Source organism: Mucilaginibacter sp. PAMC 26640 (genome assembly GCA_001596135.1).
Lineage (GTDB): Bacteria > Bacteroidota > Bacteroidia > Sphingobacteriales > Sphingobacteriaceae > Mucilaginibacter.
This window is the reverse complement of sequence record CP014773.1, coordinates 233999-252410: the sequence shown is the minus strand read 5'-3', so window position 1 is coordinate 252410 and position 18412 is coordinate 233999. Positions and strand designations below refer to the sequence as shown.

Below are 18412 nucleotides of genomic sequence, written 5' to 3'. Positions count from 1 at the left end.
CATACAATCAAAATAAGATTTACAATTTTTAAGGCTATTGCTGCTGTTGCTGAAATATAGGAATTTTTATACTAAACGCAGCGCCATCACCTATTGAACTAGAAACACTTATTGCCCCGTTGTGTTTTTTTATAATATTATACACGATAGACATGCCCAGCCCGGTGCCTTCCCCAACATCTTTTGTTGTAAAAAATGGCTCAAAAACCTTCGCTTGTGTTTTCGCATCCATCCCTGTGCCATTATCTTTTATGGTTAGCAATATATTACTTTTATCAGATTTTGTTATAATGGTTATCTTGCCACCTTCATTGTTTCCAAATCTTTTTTGAACAGCATAAATAGCATTAGTAATGATATTTAAAAATGCTTGATTCAATTTTCCGGGATAGCATTCAATCTTTGGTAAATCTCCATATTCCTTAATTATTTCAATTTTGTTATTTAACAGGTGTTTAACCAGGAAAACTGTAGCGTCCAGGCCTTCGTTAATATCAGCGCTTTTCAAATCGCCTTCATCCAATCGGGAAAAAAAACGCAGACCTTTAACAATTTCGGCTGTTCTATTGGCACCTTCGCTGATCCCCTCAATCAAGTGGATGATCTCGGTATTAAGGTAGTCAAATTCAACGTCGTCTTTGTACTGTTGGATTTTCTTTGCTTTTTCAGTGGTTGAAAAATCCGATAATCCAACCGATTCGATTTCTGCCAGTGCGTTAAACATCATTTCGATGTCTCTTTTTAAAGGGCTGACATTTGAAGTGACAAAATTTATAGGATTATTGATCTCGTGCGCAATGCCCGCTGTCAGCTGGCCAAGTGAGGCCATTTTTTCGGCTTCAACCAATTGTGCTTGCGTTTGCCTAAGATCTTCGAGCGTGCTGTTCAGCTCTCCGTTGGCATTAATTAAAGCCATCGTTCGTTCTTTTACTTTTAACTCCAACACCGTATTTTGCTCCCGGACGATCTGCTCGTTCTCTTGAAGTACGCGGAGAATCTCGGCCTGGGCTTTTGCTTTTTCGGCTTTGAAAATATTTATCCTATCGGCAAGAGCGAACGATAATAGCATCACTTCCAAAGCTGCACCTATTGGCATAGTGTAATTGGTATACATATTATAAGGCAGTATGCCCAAATTGCGCATTACAAATAACACTACACCAGTAAAAAACATGGTCCAGGCCAGTAAAAAAAACTTTGCAGGTCTGTACCCGCTAAGCGATAGTTTTATGATGACGATATAAACGCTAACTGTTACAACTAAGGCTGTCAAATCAGTCATTCGGTAGCTAATTAATGCATGTCCAAGTAGTCTGACGATGATAGTGGCGGAGTATAGAAAAATGATAAAATTAAAGACTTTGACCATTTTGGGCATTCGCTCTTTGATCCCTAAAAACGACTGCGCGAATAAAGAAAAGCAGATTCCACCTAATGCGTTAAAAATGATGGTGCCCATATTAAATAGCGCTGGAGCGTCCGGAAAAATAAAACGATAGGTGTACCCTGATAAGGAAGTTTGGGTGAGTGCAATAAAAAAAGCGTAAAGCACATAGTACAGGTAACTTAAATCCTTCGTCGAAATAAAGATAAAAGCATTATAAAGTATCATGACTAATAATACGCCGACCAGCAGTCCCCAAAGCAAATCTCTTGTAAGCTTTGTTTCTGCAATATGCTGGGGAGTACCTAATTCCAATGGTAAAACCATTTGTTCGTCACTCCTTACTTTGAGGTAAAATGTTGATGTACTGTCCTTTGGGATGATCGCATCGAAAATAAAGTCCTGGTGCTTATACTTTCTTTGCTTAAAAGCATTCTGGTCGCTTAATGCGGTAACACCAAACGTGTTGTGCAAAGGGTAATAAAATTCGCAGATATCCAAAGTAGGGTACCCCAGGCTTAGTAGCAATTGTTTTGCAGTGCTTTTATTATTAATGGTAAAACGGAGCCAAAAAACCGATTTGCTGAGTTGCAAATTAGGAACCTGCATTGTCGACTTTATAAATTTGGATGATTTGAGCACCGAATTGAAGTCGAGCGTACCGGTATTATCTTCAAGCACATAAACACTTTTTCCGATAACTTGATTTTCGCCTTTAAACACAATGGTCTGCTGAGCAAACGTGCTGGTTAGGCAAATAAGTTGGAGAAATAAAAGGCAAAAGCAAATTTTTGTCATAGCAGTGGGTTTAGGCGCTCAGAAATATGAAGTTTCGCGACAACTAATTGGACGACTTATCCTTAATGATTTCATCCAGATCTACATAGTATCTTCCTGAATCGTGAAATTGATCCAATAAGATACGGCGGCTAATATCAGTAGTGGCGGCTCCTCCTAAGGTTACAGAAGATGCTAATTGTGGCCAGGTATTGATCGTTTTTTTAACCTCGAGCATTGACAGCTTTAACTTGGCCGACATGGTGTCGGCGCCAACCATTCTCAGGATATAAGGAATTTTCTGCTGATTTGTAAGATTCTTAATACTGTCGGGATCAAGCCCATCGGCCAGGCCATGCAGAATGGGTCTATCAGGCTCCAGGTCGAAGCGCTCGATGTCTAACATGCCACGGTCGTTTGTATCCATAACTACCGGTATTTTAAGCTCACGGGCTTTAAAACGGCTTCCAATTTTCACGTCCAGGCCATCACAAACCTCAACAAATAAATCCAGCCTCCCGCCATCCAGGAAAAAGGCATTCATATTGCCATCATGCAAACCGTCGCTAAAGATCTTTACCGTCAAAAAAGGATCTATTTCCAGGATCTCTCTAGCAGCAATAACAGTTTTATTAAGCCCGAGGTGTTGTGTTCCTGTCCTGATCCGATTCAGATTGCTGAGCTCGGCAGTGTCAAAATCTGCTAACCGCAACTCGCCACAGATTCTTTCCATTGCAATTGTTAGCGCAATAGAATGGCCAACTGACAATCCTACAATCCCTATTTTCTTTGTTTTGAGCGTATTTTGTTCAGCAGTTGTTATCTTATTTCTGTTTCTGTTAGTGCGTACTTCAATAAATTCGTCTTCATCTAACAAGTGTACCAACCTGCGGTTCCATGGGTAATATACCCATACCCCATATTCCTGTATATCTTTGCCGTTCAAATGTCGGTCAATAAGCCCGGCATAATCCGCATCCTCAATCGTTATAGCGGGGTTTCTGCACTTTACCAATTCCTGCAGCTGACCATACATTTCATCGCAAACAAAAGCAACCTGCGACGTTTCAAACAATCTGGTAAAGATTGATTTATCCTGATCCTTAGTTATCCTGAGTATAGTAGGTTGATATACCAGTTTCGCGTCACTAAATTCCTTTAAATAGTCTTTTAAGATCTCCATAATTAACTCTATTTAGCTACACTGCCAAAACTATGCTCCATTAAAACGGTTGATTGGATGGCGTGCGCTAAATCCCAATGATCAAGTTTAGGGATTTGAACTTTAAAATCAATGCTTATTTCTCTTTTTTTTGATTCCGCAAGCTTTACGCCGTTGGGGGCCAATCTTAATTTTGAGATCAGGTCGTGATCATCTATATCGGCTTCACTTAAATCAGAAATATCTTTTAAGATCATAGCAGTAGCAATCAAATCCATTTTTGGATAGTAAAAGGTTCCTTTATTACCGATGCTTTCAATGAGCCTCATTCCACAATTAAAAACAGGTTTTACGGTATACGGGGCACACAATGCAAAGAGCGAACGGATACCTAGTTGAGATGATATTGCTATCAGTGTGCGTATGAGCAGTGGAGTTCCAATCCCATATCCGGCCAGCGTTTGCGAATTCCACAACCCGCATATTTCTCCGGTGCCATAACGAGCGTGATTTGCAACCAATTCGTGAATGCCCTGGTCCAGCGACCCGGTGGCCTGCTCAATGGGCAATGCCTCCGTTCCCCCGGCTACATGAAGCCTGCCGCCGCCAAAAACTTGTCTTTTATCCATCGATTCCACGATGATGACAAATGCATTTGGATTTTGTGCCCATCCGTTTTTAGATGATGTAACCTTTGTTACTCCTATGCTGGTTAATACCTCGGTATGCCCCTTGATAAATAATTCACAAGTTTCCGGTTCTTCGATAGCTCTGAACGCTCTTATCCTCACTTCCGGTCCTTGTCCCCCTACAACTCCTGTCATTGATGAAAATTCTCTGAAATATTATAATGTCAAAGTTACCGAATAAGATGGCCCCAATTCTTTATAATTAAAAAAATGAGCTTATATCAACTATAGATCCGTTTTTTTTAAAACTTATTATAGTCTTACTATAAAACTTTGCTATCAAAGCTTATGAATAAATGTATTCCATCTTGAGCCCAAAATACCTCAACAATTCTTTTTCGTCAGCAACCGCCGGGCATAGTGGCTGTTCTGCATCGAAAACTACCATATCAGCACTTGTTGCAGCGCTAGAAAATGGCGTAAAACAATATCTAATGATTAACTTTACAGGAGAAATCATGAATAATTCCATATGAATAAAAAGAAAATAAATGTGCTTTATGTGGATGATGAAGCGAATAACCTTTTTTCATTCAAAGCTACCTTCCGGATTAAACATCATGTATTGACTGCATTAAGTGGAGACGAAGCGCTTAAAATACTGGCAAATAATGAGATCGACGTTATTATTACCGACCAACGTATGCCAGAGATGACAGGTGTAGAATTTTTAGAAAAGGTTGTAAAGGAATTTCCGGATCCTATGCGCATACTGCTAACTGGATTTTCTGACATGACCGCCGTGATTGATGCGGTTAACAAAGGGAAAATATTCCATTACCTGGCAAAACCATGGAATGAAGAGGAACTGGACAACAGTATTAACGCAGCCTACCTTAAATACGTTGAAAAGGCAGAACTAAAAGACACTAACGAAAAGCTGGAAGAATCTAATGATCAATTGGAATTTTTGTTGAGGCAAAGGCTCCTTTCCTGATTTCAGTTAGCCATTAATTTAGTTTCACAGCAATACGATGGATACTATTGTACCATCAGGTCCAAAAGATTGGGCAGGCCAGAAATTAAACGCCGTTTGATTGCGTTTTGTAAGGATCAATCAACCATTGGGCAAACTTAGTATTGATAAAATATCGAAAAAGGTTACATCCTAGCCACAAACCCACCGCTTGGACGTAGCTTTATGGTCAATACAGTCTTATTACTTACCATCTGTTCTTTCCGGTAAACGCTAGTATTTGTTTCGCCATCATAAATTAAGCTGGCTTTAATTTGGCTGGTTAAAAAGTCAAGTGGTATTTTTACTTCCTGTTCGGTGGCACCATTCATTACGCCAATCCACCAGGTATTGCCTTTGCGGCGGGCAAAAGCGGCTATATCGCCCAGGCTGGTGCAGCTCAATACGCGGGTTTCGTCCCAGGTAGTTGGTATCTGCTGAAACAAATCGAAAATGGGGCTATCCAAATAAAACTGGTATTGATCGGCAAAATGGGTTATCGGCGACAGGTATACAATTGTTTGTGCAAACTCATGCGGCCAGGTAAATTTTGTGCTGGCCAATTCCTTAGGATTTAATATTACTGATGTAAAATCTGCCGGGCCCGTCAATAAACGGGTAAACGGCACAGTGACATCATGCTGTGGCGGCATAACCCGGCTGTAACGGGTCATATGGTATTCGTTCCCTCGTATCGCTTCGCGTGTAATATCATTAGGAAAAGTGCGCCGCAAGCCGGTAGGTTTTACACTGCCATGAAAGTTGAGGAGCAAATGCAGGTCGGCACATTCTTGTTGGGTTTCAGCGTACCATTGCATAATTTCGGCTGTGGCATCAGGTATAAAATCTATTTTAATACCCGATGCTCCCAAAGCCTTAATTTTTTGAAGATAGGCCTGGCGCTCGGGCGCTTTCCTAAACTCCTTTGAATCAACCCAAACAATTGATTTTACACCTACTGTTTTGCCATAGTCTATTACTTCTTTTAACAATTGCCATTGGTCCTTATTGTCCTGTTTCCAATTGCGCCAACCATCATCAACCAAATAATACTCCCATTTTAGTTTAGCAGCTGCATCATACCATTTTTTCTGATCATCCAGTTTTGGCTCGCCAACGCTCCACCATTGCCATAAACTACGTCCCGGTTTAACCCATGAAAAATCTGAACCCTTTGCAGGCGGCGGGCAAAGGTTGGTTATAAGATCTGAATTCACCAACTGGTTCAACGACCCGGCTACCAAAGTGGTGCGCCATGGCGAAACCGGCTTGCCTTTATAGGTGCCTTTTAAAATAGCAGTACCAGGTTTTATTTCCCAACCTGATTGAGCGAAAGGATAATTTACGCTCAGCACATTGCCCGCACGCACAAATGCCATATCCGAAAAATTCTCGCAATCAGCTTCTGATATTGATACATAGTAACCATTGGTTTGAAAAGTAATCGGCCCCATAATGGTTTTTCCTTCGGTAACATGATCAAGAGGGGTCACGTAATTTAGGCCTTCATAGCTTTGCGAGTAATCGGCCCAGGCAATTTTAGCAATGTTATCTGGTAAGGTCCAAGCAGTATGTTCGCTATTAATATGTTTCGCGTCGGTCGGAAGCGTATAACGGATAGCCACACCATCATCATAAACCCTAACGATCAGGCTGAATTTTCTACCCGAAGTAGTTACAGGTATCTCCGCCTCATTAGCACGGTTATGCGCTGCTGTGTGGTTACCAATAATAGCATAATCTTCATTGATCTTGCTTAAAACTGCGGCTCCTGTTATACGTGCATTATCGCCCAGGTCGGTACTATCAACTACCAAACCTAAAGCTGACGATTTAATAATAGTAGTATTTCCTAACTTAATAGCGTAAGCTAATTTTTTGTCGGCTGTATTTACAGTTAGTGTTAATCGTTTGTTTGGGCTGCTAAATACAACTGATTGCTTTTGACAATAGGCGTACTTTGCTGAAGTTAACAGTAAAAACAAAGCGAAAAAATTTAGATACTTCATCAATAATTTATTTGAAAATTTTAAAATCCTGGTACATTATATTTCATTCATTATTTGGTTGCAAAAGTGGCTGCATAGCCACATTTCGTTTTAACCGTTTTAGCATTTATTCCTATAACAGAAATAGGAGCTATTGTGCTGTGATTATTAAAAGTTACCCGTAGTTGGTGAAGTGCCAAGCAGACCTACCTTTTTAAAGATTTGGCATCTTGAAACGGAAATAATCAATTGATTATTTTTCTTTTATTAAGGTGTTTTTTTACCATAAACCTATCATTTAAAACGTAAATAGAAAAATCTCATTTTTACTAATTGAAGTCCTTCGGTAAACGCCTCGTCTTAAATTCTTTACCTAATGTGCATCTTTCGAAATAATTGTAAAACCACGCTTCTTTTTAATTCTCAGTTTTTAAATTGAATTAAAAACAAGGCTTTTTTTCTTTTCATTCTTTTGTTAAAACGGCCTCACTTAATTTTTTAAATAAGTGAGGCCTTGGTTATAGTTGATTAAGCGTACGAATTGCGCTATAATTCCAGGTGTTTTATTTGGAATTTAAATGCGCATTTTGACGACATTGACTTAGTAACCTGGGTTCTGCTTTAATAATGGATCAATTGTTAAATCATTTTGCGGAATTGGGAAGAGATAATTTTTGGTAGGATCGAAAATGATGAGGGGAGGGCTATTCCCCGGAAGCTTTACTTTTGGAATTACCTGTTCGGCAATTCGCCACCTTATTAAATCGTCGTATCGATTGCCTTCAAAAGCCAGTTCAATTCTTCGTTCATGGCGGATAAAGTCTCTTAGTGCAGCTTGGTTTCCATATATAGACTGATCAACATTAGGCATTTTTACCCTTGTCCTGATTTGATTTAATACGGCGAAGATCGAAGGATCAGGGCCCGATAATTCATTTTTTGCCTCTGCATACATCAATAAAACATCCGCGTAACGAATGTGGATAATATTTTCATCACGGTCATTTGTATGGCTATATCCCATAGGAAATAATGTAGAGTCGATATATTTCACCATTTGGTAACCGGTTTTAGAAGTATTACCGTCATGCGTAACCAGGCTCCCATCCGGGTTGTACCACGGTTGATCAGATCCCCGTAAACTTGCTTTTAGGCGAGAATCACGATTAACATATTGTTTAGCTCTTGTATACCCTGAAGTAGGGTCGGTAATCAGTTTTCCATCAGCAGTTTCATAACTATCTACCATCTCCTGGAAGGGGTCTATCGCTTGCCACCAGCCAATTTCAAGATCTAAACCATTTGTTTCCTGCTGGTCATTAGGCGCCTTATAATTGGTAGAGAATATGATCTCGGGGTTATTGTCCTGGTTTTTTCTAAAAAACAGACCTGTATAATCGGCATACAGGCTAAATTTCCCGCCGGTAATAACCTGATTAGTTAAAGCAACTGCATTGGTCCAATCTTGGTTGAAGAGCGCCACCTTAGCTTTTAGCGCAAGGGCCGAGCCTTTCACCACGTGTCCATTAAAAGCAGCGTCAGGGAGGTTGGCAATAGCAAAGTCTAAATCATTGTTTATAAAAGTTAACACCTGAGCTTTTGGAGTTTTGGCTACAGGAGCTGTGGCCTGGCTAAGAGTTGCGCCTTTGTCATACAAAATCACATCACCAAAGCGATTAACCAAATTTGCATAAAAGAACGCTCGTAAAAAGCGCACCTCTGCAAAGTATTGGTTCTTGGTTGCCTCATCCATTGCTATAGGCGTAACATTGGTTAGGTAAAGATTACACTGTGCTATACCGGCATAATTGGCATTCCATACGGTATTTACGGCACCATTGGTGGTTGCATAGTTTCCAAGTTGTATGTTGTTGGCATCATAATTATTAAAGTTTGCATAGGCATTATCGGTGAAGCAATCCTGATAAACTTTGCCTGCACCATTAAAGCCTTTTTTTAAGGAGGCATAAACTCCTGTTAAACCTTGTTGGGCGTCGGCCGCAGTTTTATAAAAAATAGCAGTAGATATCTGGTCCTGGGGTTGTGTGTCTAAAAATCCCTTTTTGCAAGATGACACAGCCATCATCGAGACTAAAAGAAACAATACTACTGGATGTTTAAATATTTTTTTCATGATGTTTTTATTAAAGTGTTACATTCAAGCCTGCGGTAAACATGCGTATCTGAGGATAGGCAGCATAATTGCTTGTGGCTCCGTATGCACCTGATCCTGACTGGCTAACTGGCCCTGTCTGTAATCGCTCAGGATCGCCCGGAAACTTTGTGAAAGTGAAAAGGTTATCCGCGGAGATAAATACTGACGCATTTTTTAAAAACAATCTTTTTGCCAGATCGGACATTAAATGATAAGTTAAGCGCACATTTTTTAGGCGGAGAAAGGAAGCATCTTTTAAATAATAGGTTGAATTTTGACTTGTATTAGGTGCATAGCCTGAATTGCCATTGTAATCGAAAATAGCAGGCACCGTTTGAGAATGATTTTCAGGTGTCCAGGCATTTCTGAAGAATGTTGGCGGAGCTCCGCCCTGCCTGAACGGGTCAATACCCCAGCCTTGTACATAGTGTTGTACCCCCTGTACTCCTTGCCAAAAAGTACTAAGGTCCCAGTTTTTATAACCGAAATTAACCCTGAATGAATAGGTGTAATCAGGAAAGGCACCTTTAATAATTTGCCTGTCATTAGCATCTATTTTATTGTCACCGTTGGTGTCTTCAAATTTCAAATCGCCGGGTTTTGGACTGGCAAAAGTCTCCTTGGGTGAATTATTGACCTCATCTTGCGAATTATAGATGCCCGTCCACTTTAACATATAAAATGAGCCATAAGGTAGTCCAACTTTGTTCATATACATACCTTGATCCTGTGTTCCGTTAGCCAGATATAGAATCTTGTTCCGGTTAAGTGAAAATATTACGTTAACCGAATATCTGAAGTCATTTCCGATATGATTAGCGTGACCCAGATCAAGTTCAAAACCCCTGTTCCGTACAGTTCCTGCATTTGTAACCGGTGCATTTAATCCAACAGCTGCCAGCACATTTGGTGTAAACAAAATGCCAGATGTTTTTTTGTTGTAATAATCGGCGGTAGCGGTAAACAGTCCTTGTTTGATACTTAAATCAAAGCCAATGTCGGTATTGTCCGTTTTTTCCCACTCGATATCGGGATTGTTTAGGTTTTGCTGATTAACCCCCTGAACAGGTCCGGAACTTGTAAAAGAGTACTGGGTTACATTTAGTAAGGCCTGATATGGGTAATAGCCAATATTCTGGTTACCCAATCTGCCATAAGAGGCGCGTATTTTTAAATTATCAAGCCATGTTAGCGGTTTCATGAACTCTTCTTCTGATAAGCGCCAGCCAATAGAGGCAGCCGGAAAGAAGCCCCAACGCTTGGATGAAGAAATCCTGGAGGTGCCGTCATCGCGACCATCTAACTGAAGTAAATATTTTCCTTTATAATCATAGTTAATTTGTCCAAAAAATGATTGCAATGCGTACTGGTATTGGTCGCCACTAAGGCTCTGACCTGTTACCGAACCTGCATTAAGCTGCGTTAATTGATTATTGGGGAAAGAGGTTCTTTGTCCGGATAAATATTGTTGGGTATAAGTTTCAACGCTGGCCCCCGCCAAAAAATTTAAATGATGATTAGTTGCTATGCTGGTTTTATAATTTAAAGTGGAATACGCATTTGCATACAATTGGCGCGTATCTCCATTAAAAACGCCTAAGCTTGTCGGGCTGCCGTTATCTATTACGCTATAATTGCCACTAGCGTCTGGTTGAAAACTGTATTGATTTAGAGCAAATTGGTTATCATTCAGAAACTGATCGTTATAATTATAGGCACCTTTTACTAACCAGGTAAGTCCTTTAGTTATATTAGCCTCCAGATATGTTTGAGCTCTTACCTCATAATTATTGGTTACCCTGCCACCACTGTTTAAAACATATTCAATACTGCGGTTATGGCCCGCGTTGTTATTGGAATAATCGGTTTTGGCGATCCTGTTGCTGCCATCCGTTAAATATGGTGCATATGTTGGGCCAGATCCGTAAATCAGGAGTATCAGTTGATCATTGCCCAGAACAGGTTCGGAAATATCCTGTTTGTTCAATGCTACTGTTCCACCTACTTTAAATGTTTTATTAATCTTTGAATCCAGGCTTAATAATAAATTATAACGTTTACTCGCGGTACCCTTTACAGTTCCATTCTGCTGCAAATAGCCGGCTGCTATGTTAAACGTGGTATTTTCATTTCCGCCACTAATACTTACGTGATGGTTTTGTGAAAACGCGTTTTTAATGTAATGATCTATATAATTATAATTGGGATACTGGGCGCTGTTGGCCGGCGCATTTTTATAGGCATCTATTTGGGCTTGGGTATAAACAGGTGTACTATTAGTGCCATTATGGACCCTCGCCTGATTATACATAGTCATATACTCGGCCGAATTCCATATCAAATCTGGCAGGCTGATGGCTTGGTTTATTGAAAGATCAGTATTGTAATTGATGGTGGTAGTTCCAGGCTTGCCGCGCTTGGTAGTAACTAGTATTACACCGTTTGCTGCCCGGTTGCCATAAATAGAGGCAGAAGCAGCGTCTTTCAATACGCTTACAGATTCGATATCATTTCCGGCAATGGAATTTAAGTTGGTTACAATTACTCCATCTACTAATATCAAAGGCGCGCTACCTGCCCCGAATGAACCCATTCCGCGGATCTGAAGATTAGGTGCGTCTTTACCTGGTTGTCCTGAGCCTTGTACCGCATCCAGACCGGCTACTGTTCCGGATAAAAGGTTAGCTGCGTTTGACGTTGATCTTTGATTAAGCACCGCCCCGCTTACTGAGGCCACAGAACCAGTAAGGTCGACTTTCTTTTGTGTGCCGTAACCTACTACCACTACCTCGTTGAGGCTTTTATTTTCGGGCTTTAACTGAATATTTACGGTTGTTTGCCCGTTTAAACGATACTCCCTGCTGCCATAGCCAGTATAAGAAAATATAAGGGTGCCGGTGTTATCTGGGGCGGTAATAGAAAAGACGCCTTGCGCATTGGTACTGGCCGCGGTATTGGTTCCTTTTAGTTTCACTACTACGCCGGGCAACCCCTGCCCGTTTTCATCAGTAACTTTACCAGTAACTACTACTAAGGTAACAGATGCATTGCTGGATAACGCAATGCTGGTAAAGAAAATAAGGAGCATTAACTGGCTACATGATCTTTTTAGGATTTTGCGCCAGGAAATATTTTTTTTTAAATTAAAACTCATATACTAGGATGTTTTATTTGGTTAAAAATGAGACAATAATCCCCCTCTGCACCTTATTTAAAAGGTGGCATAGATATCTGTAGAGGACTGGTTAGGAGAATGTTAGAACCACGTTCTCGATCTTTGAAGATTTTTGGTTGTTATTTTATCATAAGCAAATTTTTAGGTTTAACAATAATTGGTTGGTTATTAACAATGACCTCTGAACTTAGTCTTCTCATCTCATCCAGAGAACAGCAACTTTTAACGTATGCCTTGCACAAGTTTTAACTTATAAATGCCCAAGGTTTGTTATTTACAAAAGCTAAACAAATTGGCTATGGTTTGCTGAATTGGTAGACAAATTTAACTTAAGGAGCTTGTTGAAAATAGCACTTAAATAGACTTCTTTTTATACAAATCAGACATTTGGGTAGGTTGATAATGATTATTCACCTAATTTTCTGATGTTTGATTTTTAATTAGCAAATGAACAAAAGAGTTTTAAGGCATACTTTTTCCATGCTAAATGTAGATCGTGTCAAGCTCGGTGAAAAGTGGAACTACCGAAATGTAATTAGCCCTTACTACCGGATCTACTACATTGATGAAGGTGCCGGAGAAATTTCCGATGTTAAAACGGTATTGCAATTGGAGCCTGGCTATCTGTATATTATACCAAGTTTTACTTTATGCAATCTCTGTTGCCTAAGTCACATGAGCCAATACTTTATACAATTCTTTGAAGAATCGCCAGATGGGATTTCTTTATTTGCGGGTAACAGGTCAATGATGAAAGTTAAAGCCACGGAAGTTGATGTTAAAAATTTTGCCCGCTTATTGGTTATTAATCCTGGTAGGGGGATCAACCGGTCAGACAATCCCAAAATTTACGAAAAAGACATTTTCTATAAAGAATACCAAGAGCTTAATAACCGGCAAAGCATGGCTACCTTTCTTGAAACGCAAGGAATTATTTTGCAACTGATCTCACGGTTTTTCACGAGCGGGATTTTCAAACAACAGGAATCTGGTCATATTCCTATGAAGATCATGGAAGCAATCAGCTACATATCCTTAAACCTAAAGAATGAGTTATCGGTTAAACTGCTTGCAGAACGAGCCAATCAGCATACGGATTACTTTTCCCGGTTATTCCAGCAATACACAGGAGAACGACCAATTAATTACATACATGAGAAGAGAATAGAAAGGGCGCAGTACCTAATGGTGGCCACCCAAATGACTTTGTCACAAATTGCGACGCATACAGGTTTCGATAATGTTTTCTATTTTTCTAAAGTATTTAAAAAGGTAACGGGGTTTTCACCCCGGCAATATCAACTACAATTAGATCATACAAATAGTTAATATAACAACGTTTTAATTTACCTATTTGGTATAGTGACATAATCATATCCTTCATGATTGGAAACAGTAGAACAGTACAAGCTTGCCCTGGAATTGGGTTATATATTAAAAGATTGTGCGCGTATAAACGGCCATATACTTATTAAATAGGATCGGAGGTATCGTAGCTGGGCTTAATCTATAAAAAAAGGCTTCTAGAGTTTACTCTAAAAGCCTTCTTACTATTTTGGGTGGAGAATATCGGAGTCGAACCGATGACCTCTTGCATGCCATAACCATTTTTGCTAAATTCAATAGTATTCAAATTTATTCAAATAATTCATAATCAGTTATTTACGAAAATTTATTTTTCAAATCACTTCATATTTTGAGCTATTTTTCCGACTTTAGTATTACCTAAGTATTACCTAAAAGGGCACTTTTAGTATTACCTATTATACTTAGAAACATAGGAAAGTGATGGAGATATTAAAAAAAGTAGTTCTTTGGACCTACAAGCAGCCAGTTAACGGGGTGTATGAGATTCGGATCAGACTTACCCTTCATAAAGAGCAAAAGTACTTTAACGTTGGCCATTCCTGCTCTCTTGATAACTGGGATGAAGTAGCCGGCGCACCCGTACCGGGAAGTCCCGATTATCGGGCGATCACCCGTAAAATCGAAGACTTTTTGGACGAGGTTGATTTCGAAATTAAACTCATGAAAAAAAATGGTCATGAATATATTTCGTTGTCGGAGTTGATATCGAGAGTAAAGAAATATGATCAGCCGGTAGTAGCTGCAAAGATCTATGCATTATCTGAACATATTGAAGCCGAATTGCGGGCAGCGGACAAGATCGGGTATGCTGATACCTTTCACAATAACAGGGAATACGTCCTGAAAAAAGTTTTCGGTGAAAAAGACAGGTCCTTTGTCAGCTTTAACAAAGCCGATTTCAGGCTGATGGAAGACCATCTTACTGAGCTGGAATTAAAGCCAACCACTATGAGTGCTTATTTGCGTACCTTTTATCGTGTTTGGAATATCGCCATTAAAGAAGGGATGTGCCCTAAAGATCACCATCCCAGTAAGACCATTAAGTTTAAACCCTATAAAAAATATAAGACAAGCAAGCGGGCTCTTTCCGCGGCTGATATGAAGCTGATCGAAAGCTATGAGGCAGACTACACTTCCAGGGTTTATAGGAATCAGCAGATATTCCTTTTCAGCTATTACTGCCGTGGCATCAATTATAATGATATGGTGAAGCTAAAAGAGAAAAATTTCAATGGCGACATACTGAACTATAAAAGGAGCAAGAATGGCCGGTATTATGATTTTAAAATGCATTCCAAAGCCAAAGCAATCTTAGATATTTTCAGAAACTATCCGCTTCAAAGTAACGGCGGGTATGTTTTTCCGATCTTAATGGCTGAACATGATTCGGCTGCAAAGATTGATGCCCGGGTGGATAGTGGTTTAAAAGACTTGAACGAAGACCTGAAGGTGATCAAAGATGCTAAAAATATAGATCGCCATGTAACCTCCTATGTCGCCAGACACTCCTTTGCGACTAATCTTAAACACAAAAAAGTTGATATCAGCATTATTCAAGAGGCTATGGGGCATGAAACAGAAGAAATGACCAGGACTTATTTAGAAGAATATGATGATGAGTTGGTTTCGAGCAGTATTGAGGATGCGTTGGATTAAAATACATTCCAAAAAGCTTTGAAAGCCCTGCTTTGCGAAATACTAACACTGTTGACATCGTATCCAGTTCTTTATTTGGTGGAAACCTTTTCAAGTTTACGGCATTGCTGTGTTGAGCCATCAATCTGCAGGCAAGATAATGAAGCCAAGGCCCGACTCAACAAAGTTTATAATGCCATCGAGCGAATTGGGCACAGTGCCCTTACAATGGATAATGACTTTAGATTTAACCTTATCAAGATAATCAGTAGATAATTGCCAATCGAGTCATAGGAGAACTGCTTTACATAACTTATATTTACAAACTACCTCTGCATTTGAGACTAGAGCTTCTTGGCCAATTTGGGTTAATTGAAAGACTTGTAGTATAGTTGGATAAGTATTTTTGCCACTAATCGGAAAACAGATTGTATAAGAAAAAAAAATGAAAACGATTGGTATTATTGGTGGCTTAGCCAAAGTTTACCACTGTTTACTTTAAAGCGCTCCACGATGGAATTCAGACGCAAACCGTTTAGCAACATCACGGTAAAATAATTATATTCTCGTTGATGGAGGATACAGTTGGCAATTTTGCCAAAAACGAAATCGGGTTGCACAGGTTAATATAGTTGCCGATGCCGCCCTATCATAGGTGTAAGTATGATCGAATAGGTTTTCTTAATATAGTTTGGTGACATACCCTCAATTACATAAATAAATACTAATTCAAATTCCTACCAAAAAGAAGTAGAGTGTTGAGACACTGTCGAAAAATAGCCAATTTAGAAGGAGTTGGGTATTATTGACTTTAATCAACTTGTTTCGAAATACCAGACCGATAATTCCATAAAACTTCGACCATGTTAATTTATCGATTTTGAAGTGCAATTTCTTAATTCCCAACACAATCTGATGGTCCAAAGCGTAGGGAATTTCCTAGTCAAGCCTCCAGGAATAGCGACCTATCCAGTCCTTAACGGTAATAGTCAGTTTAATAAAACCGGGTAATTGGCGTACCCTTTGGCACGCGATATATACATATGGTGGTGAAATCGGTGGGTTTAATTTCGCTCCGTGATGATGCGTTGTTCCAGATCGGGATTTGCTAACAACGCCTGGCTGAAGGCAATGAGGTCAGCATCCCCTTAGTTCAGCTTAACTCCGTTTGTTGGCATTAAAGGTGCTACAATAAATAATTGTCCCTTCAAGTTCGGAACAGATAGCTACTAGAGTTTGTGCAGGCATGTGGGGATTTACATGCCTGAATAAAATTTCAAGTCCAGTAGAAAAATCCCAGTTTAATGGTTTTGACAGGCGTTTGCTATCTCTGTTGTCTGGTTTAGACTGTACTATTCATTACGCTTACCGTAATAAATCACCTTTTGAAAATAGAGGTCTGTTTTGCATCTGTCAGCCAATTTATGTTAAACGGACTCAGAATATCCAAATTCGCCATATTCCACATAGGGTTCACTCACATTGTATGTTCCGTATTATTCAGGTTTAACCATCACGTCGAACATCCTTATTATAGGTTTACTTGATCAGTAAAAGGTGTGAATTATGTAACTTAATAAAGTTATTATGTAATAGATGCAAAAGAGAATCTTTCACATTTGTAGTAGTCGTTTTATACCTAAATCCATTAAAAAATGCTTCACCTATTTAAACACTCTACTATGAAAAAGTTATTTGAATCAATTCTTTTATCCGCTGCGTTCCTATTGTGTGTCGATGCAGCTTTCGCTCAGGCTACTGCTACGGCAATTGCATCTGCTACCATCGTAACGCCCATTAGTATTACCAAGACTTTCGATATGGACTTTGGTAATATCGCAACCGACGGTACTGTAGGTACCGTCGTTCTATCACCGGAAAGTACGCGCTCTATAACTGGAGGAACAACACTGCCTGCAACTGCAGGAACGGTGACCGCAGCCTCCTTTGATGTTACCGGATCTGACTTATATACATATGCTATCACCTTACCGGCCTCAGTAACAATTACCAGCGGCGTAAATAATATGACAGTTGACACCTTTACAAGTACGCCTTTACTTACTGGCGCGTTTACAGCAGGCGCGCAAACTTTGACGGTTGGAGCAACTTTAAATATCGGTGCTAGTCAATTAGCCGGTCTTTATACATCAGCCACGCCATTTACAATCATAGTTAATTACAATTAATCAATAATCGCACATCTTAACAAATATTCTATGAAAAATATAATAACCCAAACCAAAATGAATCCATTGTCAATGTTTTTGGCAATTTTAGTTGGGAATTTAATGATTTCTTCAATTGCATTGGCGCAAGGTAATTTAATTGTTATACCCCGCAGGGTAGTTTTTGAAGGGCCTAAAAAAACACAGGAGCTTAATCTGGCAAATACGGGAACAGACACTTCTAAATATCTTATCTCTGTTGTGGAATACAGAATGCGGACAGATGGATCCTTTGAAAGTATTGAGAAAGCCGACTCAGGCCAATATTTTGCCGACAAAAATATTCGATTTTTTCCCCGAAGTGTTGTATTAGCTCCCAATGAAGCGCAAACTATTAAAATACAAGTAGTTAATACCACTGGAATGAAAACTGGTGAGTACAGGTCACATTTGTTTTTCAGAGCCGTGCCAAATGCTAAACCTTTGGGAGAGCAAAATACAGACAAAAGTGTCAAAGCATTGTCTGTTCAACTTGTTCCATCCTTTGGGGTTGCGATTCCAGTAATAATACGGCTGGGCATAACTTCACGAACCGTAACCGTATCAAACTCTTCTGTTAAATTCACCAAGAAAGGTGTGCCCGAATTGAACGTCGAATTTAACCGTTCCGGTAATATATCCTCATACGGGGATATCACAGTGGATTATACATCACCCCAGGGTAAGGTAATACGGGTAGCCACTGCTAAAGGTTTTGCTATTTATACCCCTAATACAAAGAGAGATTTTAAAGTTAATTTAAATACTAGCCAAAACGTTAATTACCATACGGGTAAATTGCATATTATGTATACTACCCCCCCTTATGCAAAACCTGTTAGAATTACCGAATCAGATCTTAAATTAATCTAACTGAAGTCAGTCACTTCAGCCATCGTTGCTAATACAATAGTTGT

At 39.5% G+C, this 18412-nt stretch carries 12 protein-coding genes; 5 read left to right on the top strand and 7 right to left on the bottom strand.

Features of this window, described 5'->3' with window-relative positions:
- Nucleotides 1-34: 34 nt before the first annotated feature.
- The 4 genes from A0256_01150 to A0256_01135 form a co-directional block, all read right to left on the bottom strand.
- Nucleotides 35-2182 (bottom strand): histidine kinase, encoded by a 2148-nt coding sequence (locus tag A0256_01150; GenBank protein ID AMR30121.1) that lies wholly within the window; start codon nucleotides 2180-2182, stop codon nucleotides 35-37.
- A 43-nt stretch (nucleotides 2183-2225) separates the two neighbouring features.
- Nucleotides 2226-3344: a hypothetical protein gene (locus tag A0256_01145; GenBank protein ID AMR30120.1), complete on the bottom strand. Its 1119-nt coding sequence runs from the start codon at nucleotides 3342-3344 to the stop codon at nucleotides 2226-2228.
- A gap of 8 nt (nucleotides 3345-3352) precedes the next feature.
- Nucleotides 3353-4147, bottom strand: coding sequence for a hypothetical protein (locus tag A0256_01140; GenBank protein AMR30119.1), 795 nt, complete (start codon nucleotides 4145-4147; stop codon nucleotides 3353-3355).
- A 151-nt stretch (nucleotides 4148-4298) separates the two neighbouring features.
- Nucleotides 4299-4484, bottom strand: a complete 186-nt coding sequence (locus A0256_01135) for a hypothetical protein (protein AMR30118.1) — start codon at nucleotides 4482-4484, stop codon at nucleotides 4299-4301.
- Between A0256_01135 and A0256_01130 the strand changes: the two genes are divergently transcribed.
- The gene (locus tag A0256_01130; GenBank protein ID AMR30117.1) at nucleotides 4485-4949 is read left to right on the top strand and encodes a two-component system response regulator; all 465 of its coding nucleotides are present in this window, start codon (nucleotides 4485-4487) and stop codon (nucleotides 4947-4949) included.
- Between the two features lie 164 nt (nucleotides 4950-5113).
- On the opposite strand, the gene A0256_01125 is transcribed toward A0256_01130, so the two are convergent.
- The 3 genes from A0256_01125 to A0256_01115 form a co-directional block, all read right to left on the bottom strand.
- Entirely contained in the window at nucleotides 5114-6976 is a 1863-nt protein-coding gene (locus A0256_01125) for a glycoside hydrolase family 97 (GenBank protein AMR30116.1), read from the bottom strand.
- Between the two features lie 580 nt (nucleotides 6977-7556).
- A complete protein-coding gene (locus A0256_01120; GenBank protein AMR30115.1) occupies nucleotides 7557-9041 on the bottom strand; it encodes a hypothetical protein in 1485 nt (494 codons plus the stop codon).
- Between the two features lie 58 nt (nucleotides 9042-9099).
- Nucleotides 9100-12264, bottom strand: coding sequence for a hypothetical protein (locus tag A0256_01115; protein AMR30114.1), 3165 nt, complete (start codon nucleotides 12262-12264; stop codon nucleotides 9100-9102).
- Nucleotides 12265-12732: 468 nt separating this feature from the next.
- Between A0256_01115 and A0256_01110 the strand changes: the two genes are divergently transcribed.
- The 4 genes from A0256_01110 (at nucleotide 12733) to A0256_01095 (ending at nucleotide 18368) form a co-directional block, all read left to right on the top strand.
- Entirely contained in the window at nucleotides 12733-13614 is an 882-nt protein-coding gene (locus A0256_01110) for a regulator (GenBank protein AMR30113.1), read from the top strand.
- 459 nt (nucleotides 13615-14073) lie between these two features.
- A complete protein-coding gene (locus A0256_01105) occupies nucleotides 14074-15309 on the top strand; it encodes a hypothetical protein (GenBank protein ID AMR30112.1) in 1236 nt (411 codons plus the stop codon).
- A gap of 1661 nt (nucleotides 15310-16970) precedes the next feature.
- Nucleotides 16971-17477, top strand: a complete 507-nt coding sequence (locus A0256_01100; GenBank protein ID AMR30111.1) for a hypothetical protein — start codon at nucleotides 16971-16973, stop codon at nucleotides 17475-17477.
- A gap of 30 nt (nucleotides 17478-17507) precedes the next feature.
- Nucleotides 17508-18368 (top strand): hypothetical protein, encoded by an 861-nt coding sequence (locus tag A0256_01095; GenBank protein ID AMR30110.1) that lies wholly within the window; start codon nucleotides 17508-17510, stop codon nucleotides 18366-18368.
- The last annotated feature ends 44 nt before the right edge of the window (nucleotides 18369-18412 follow it).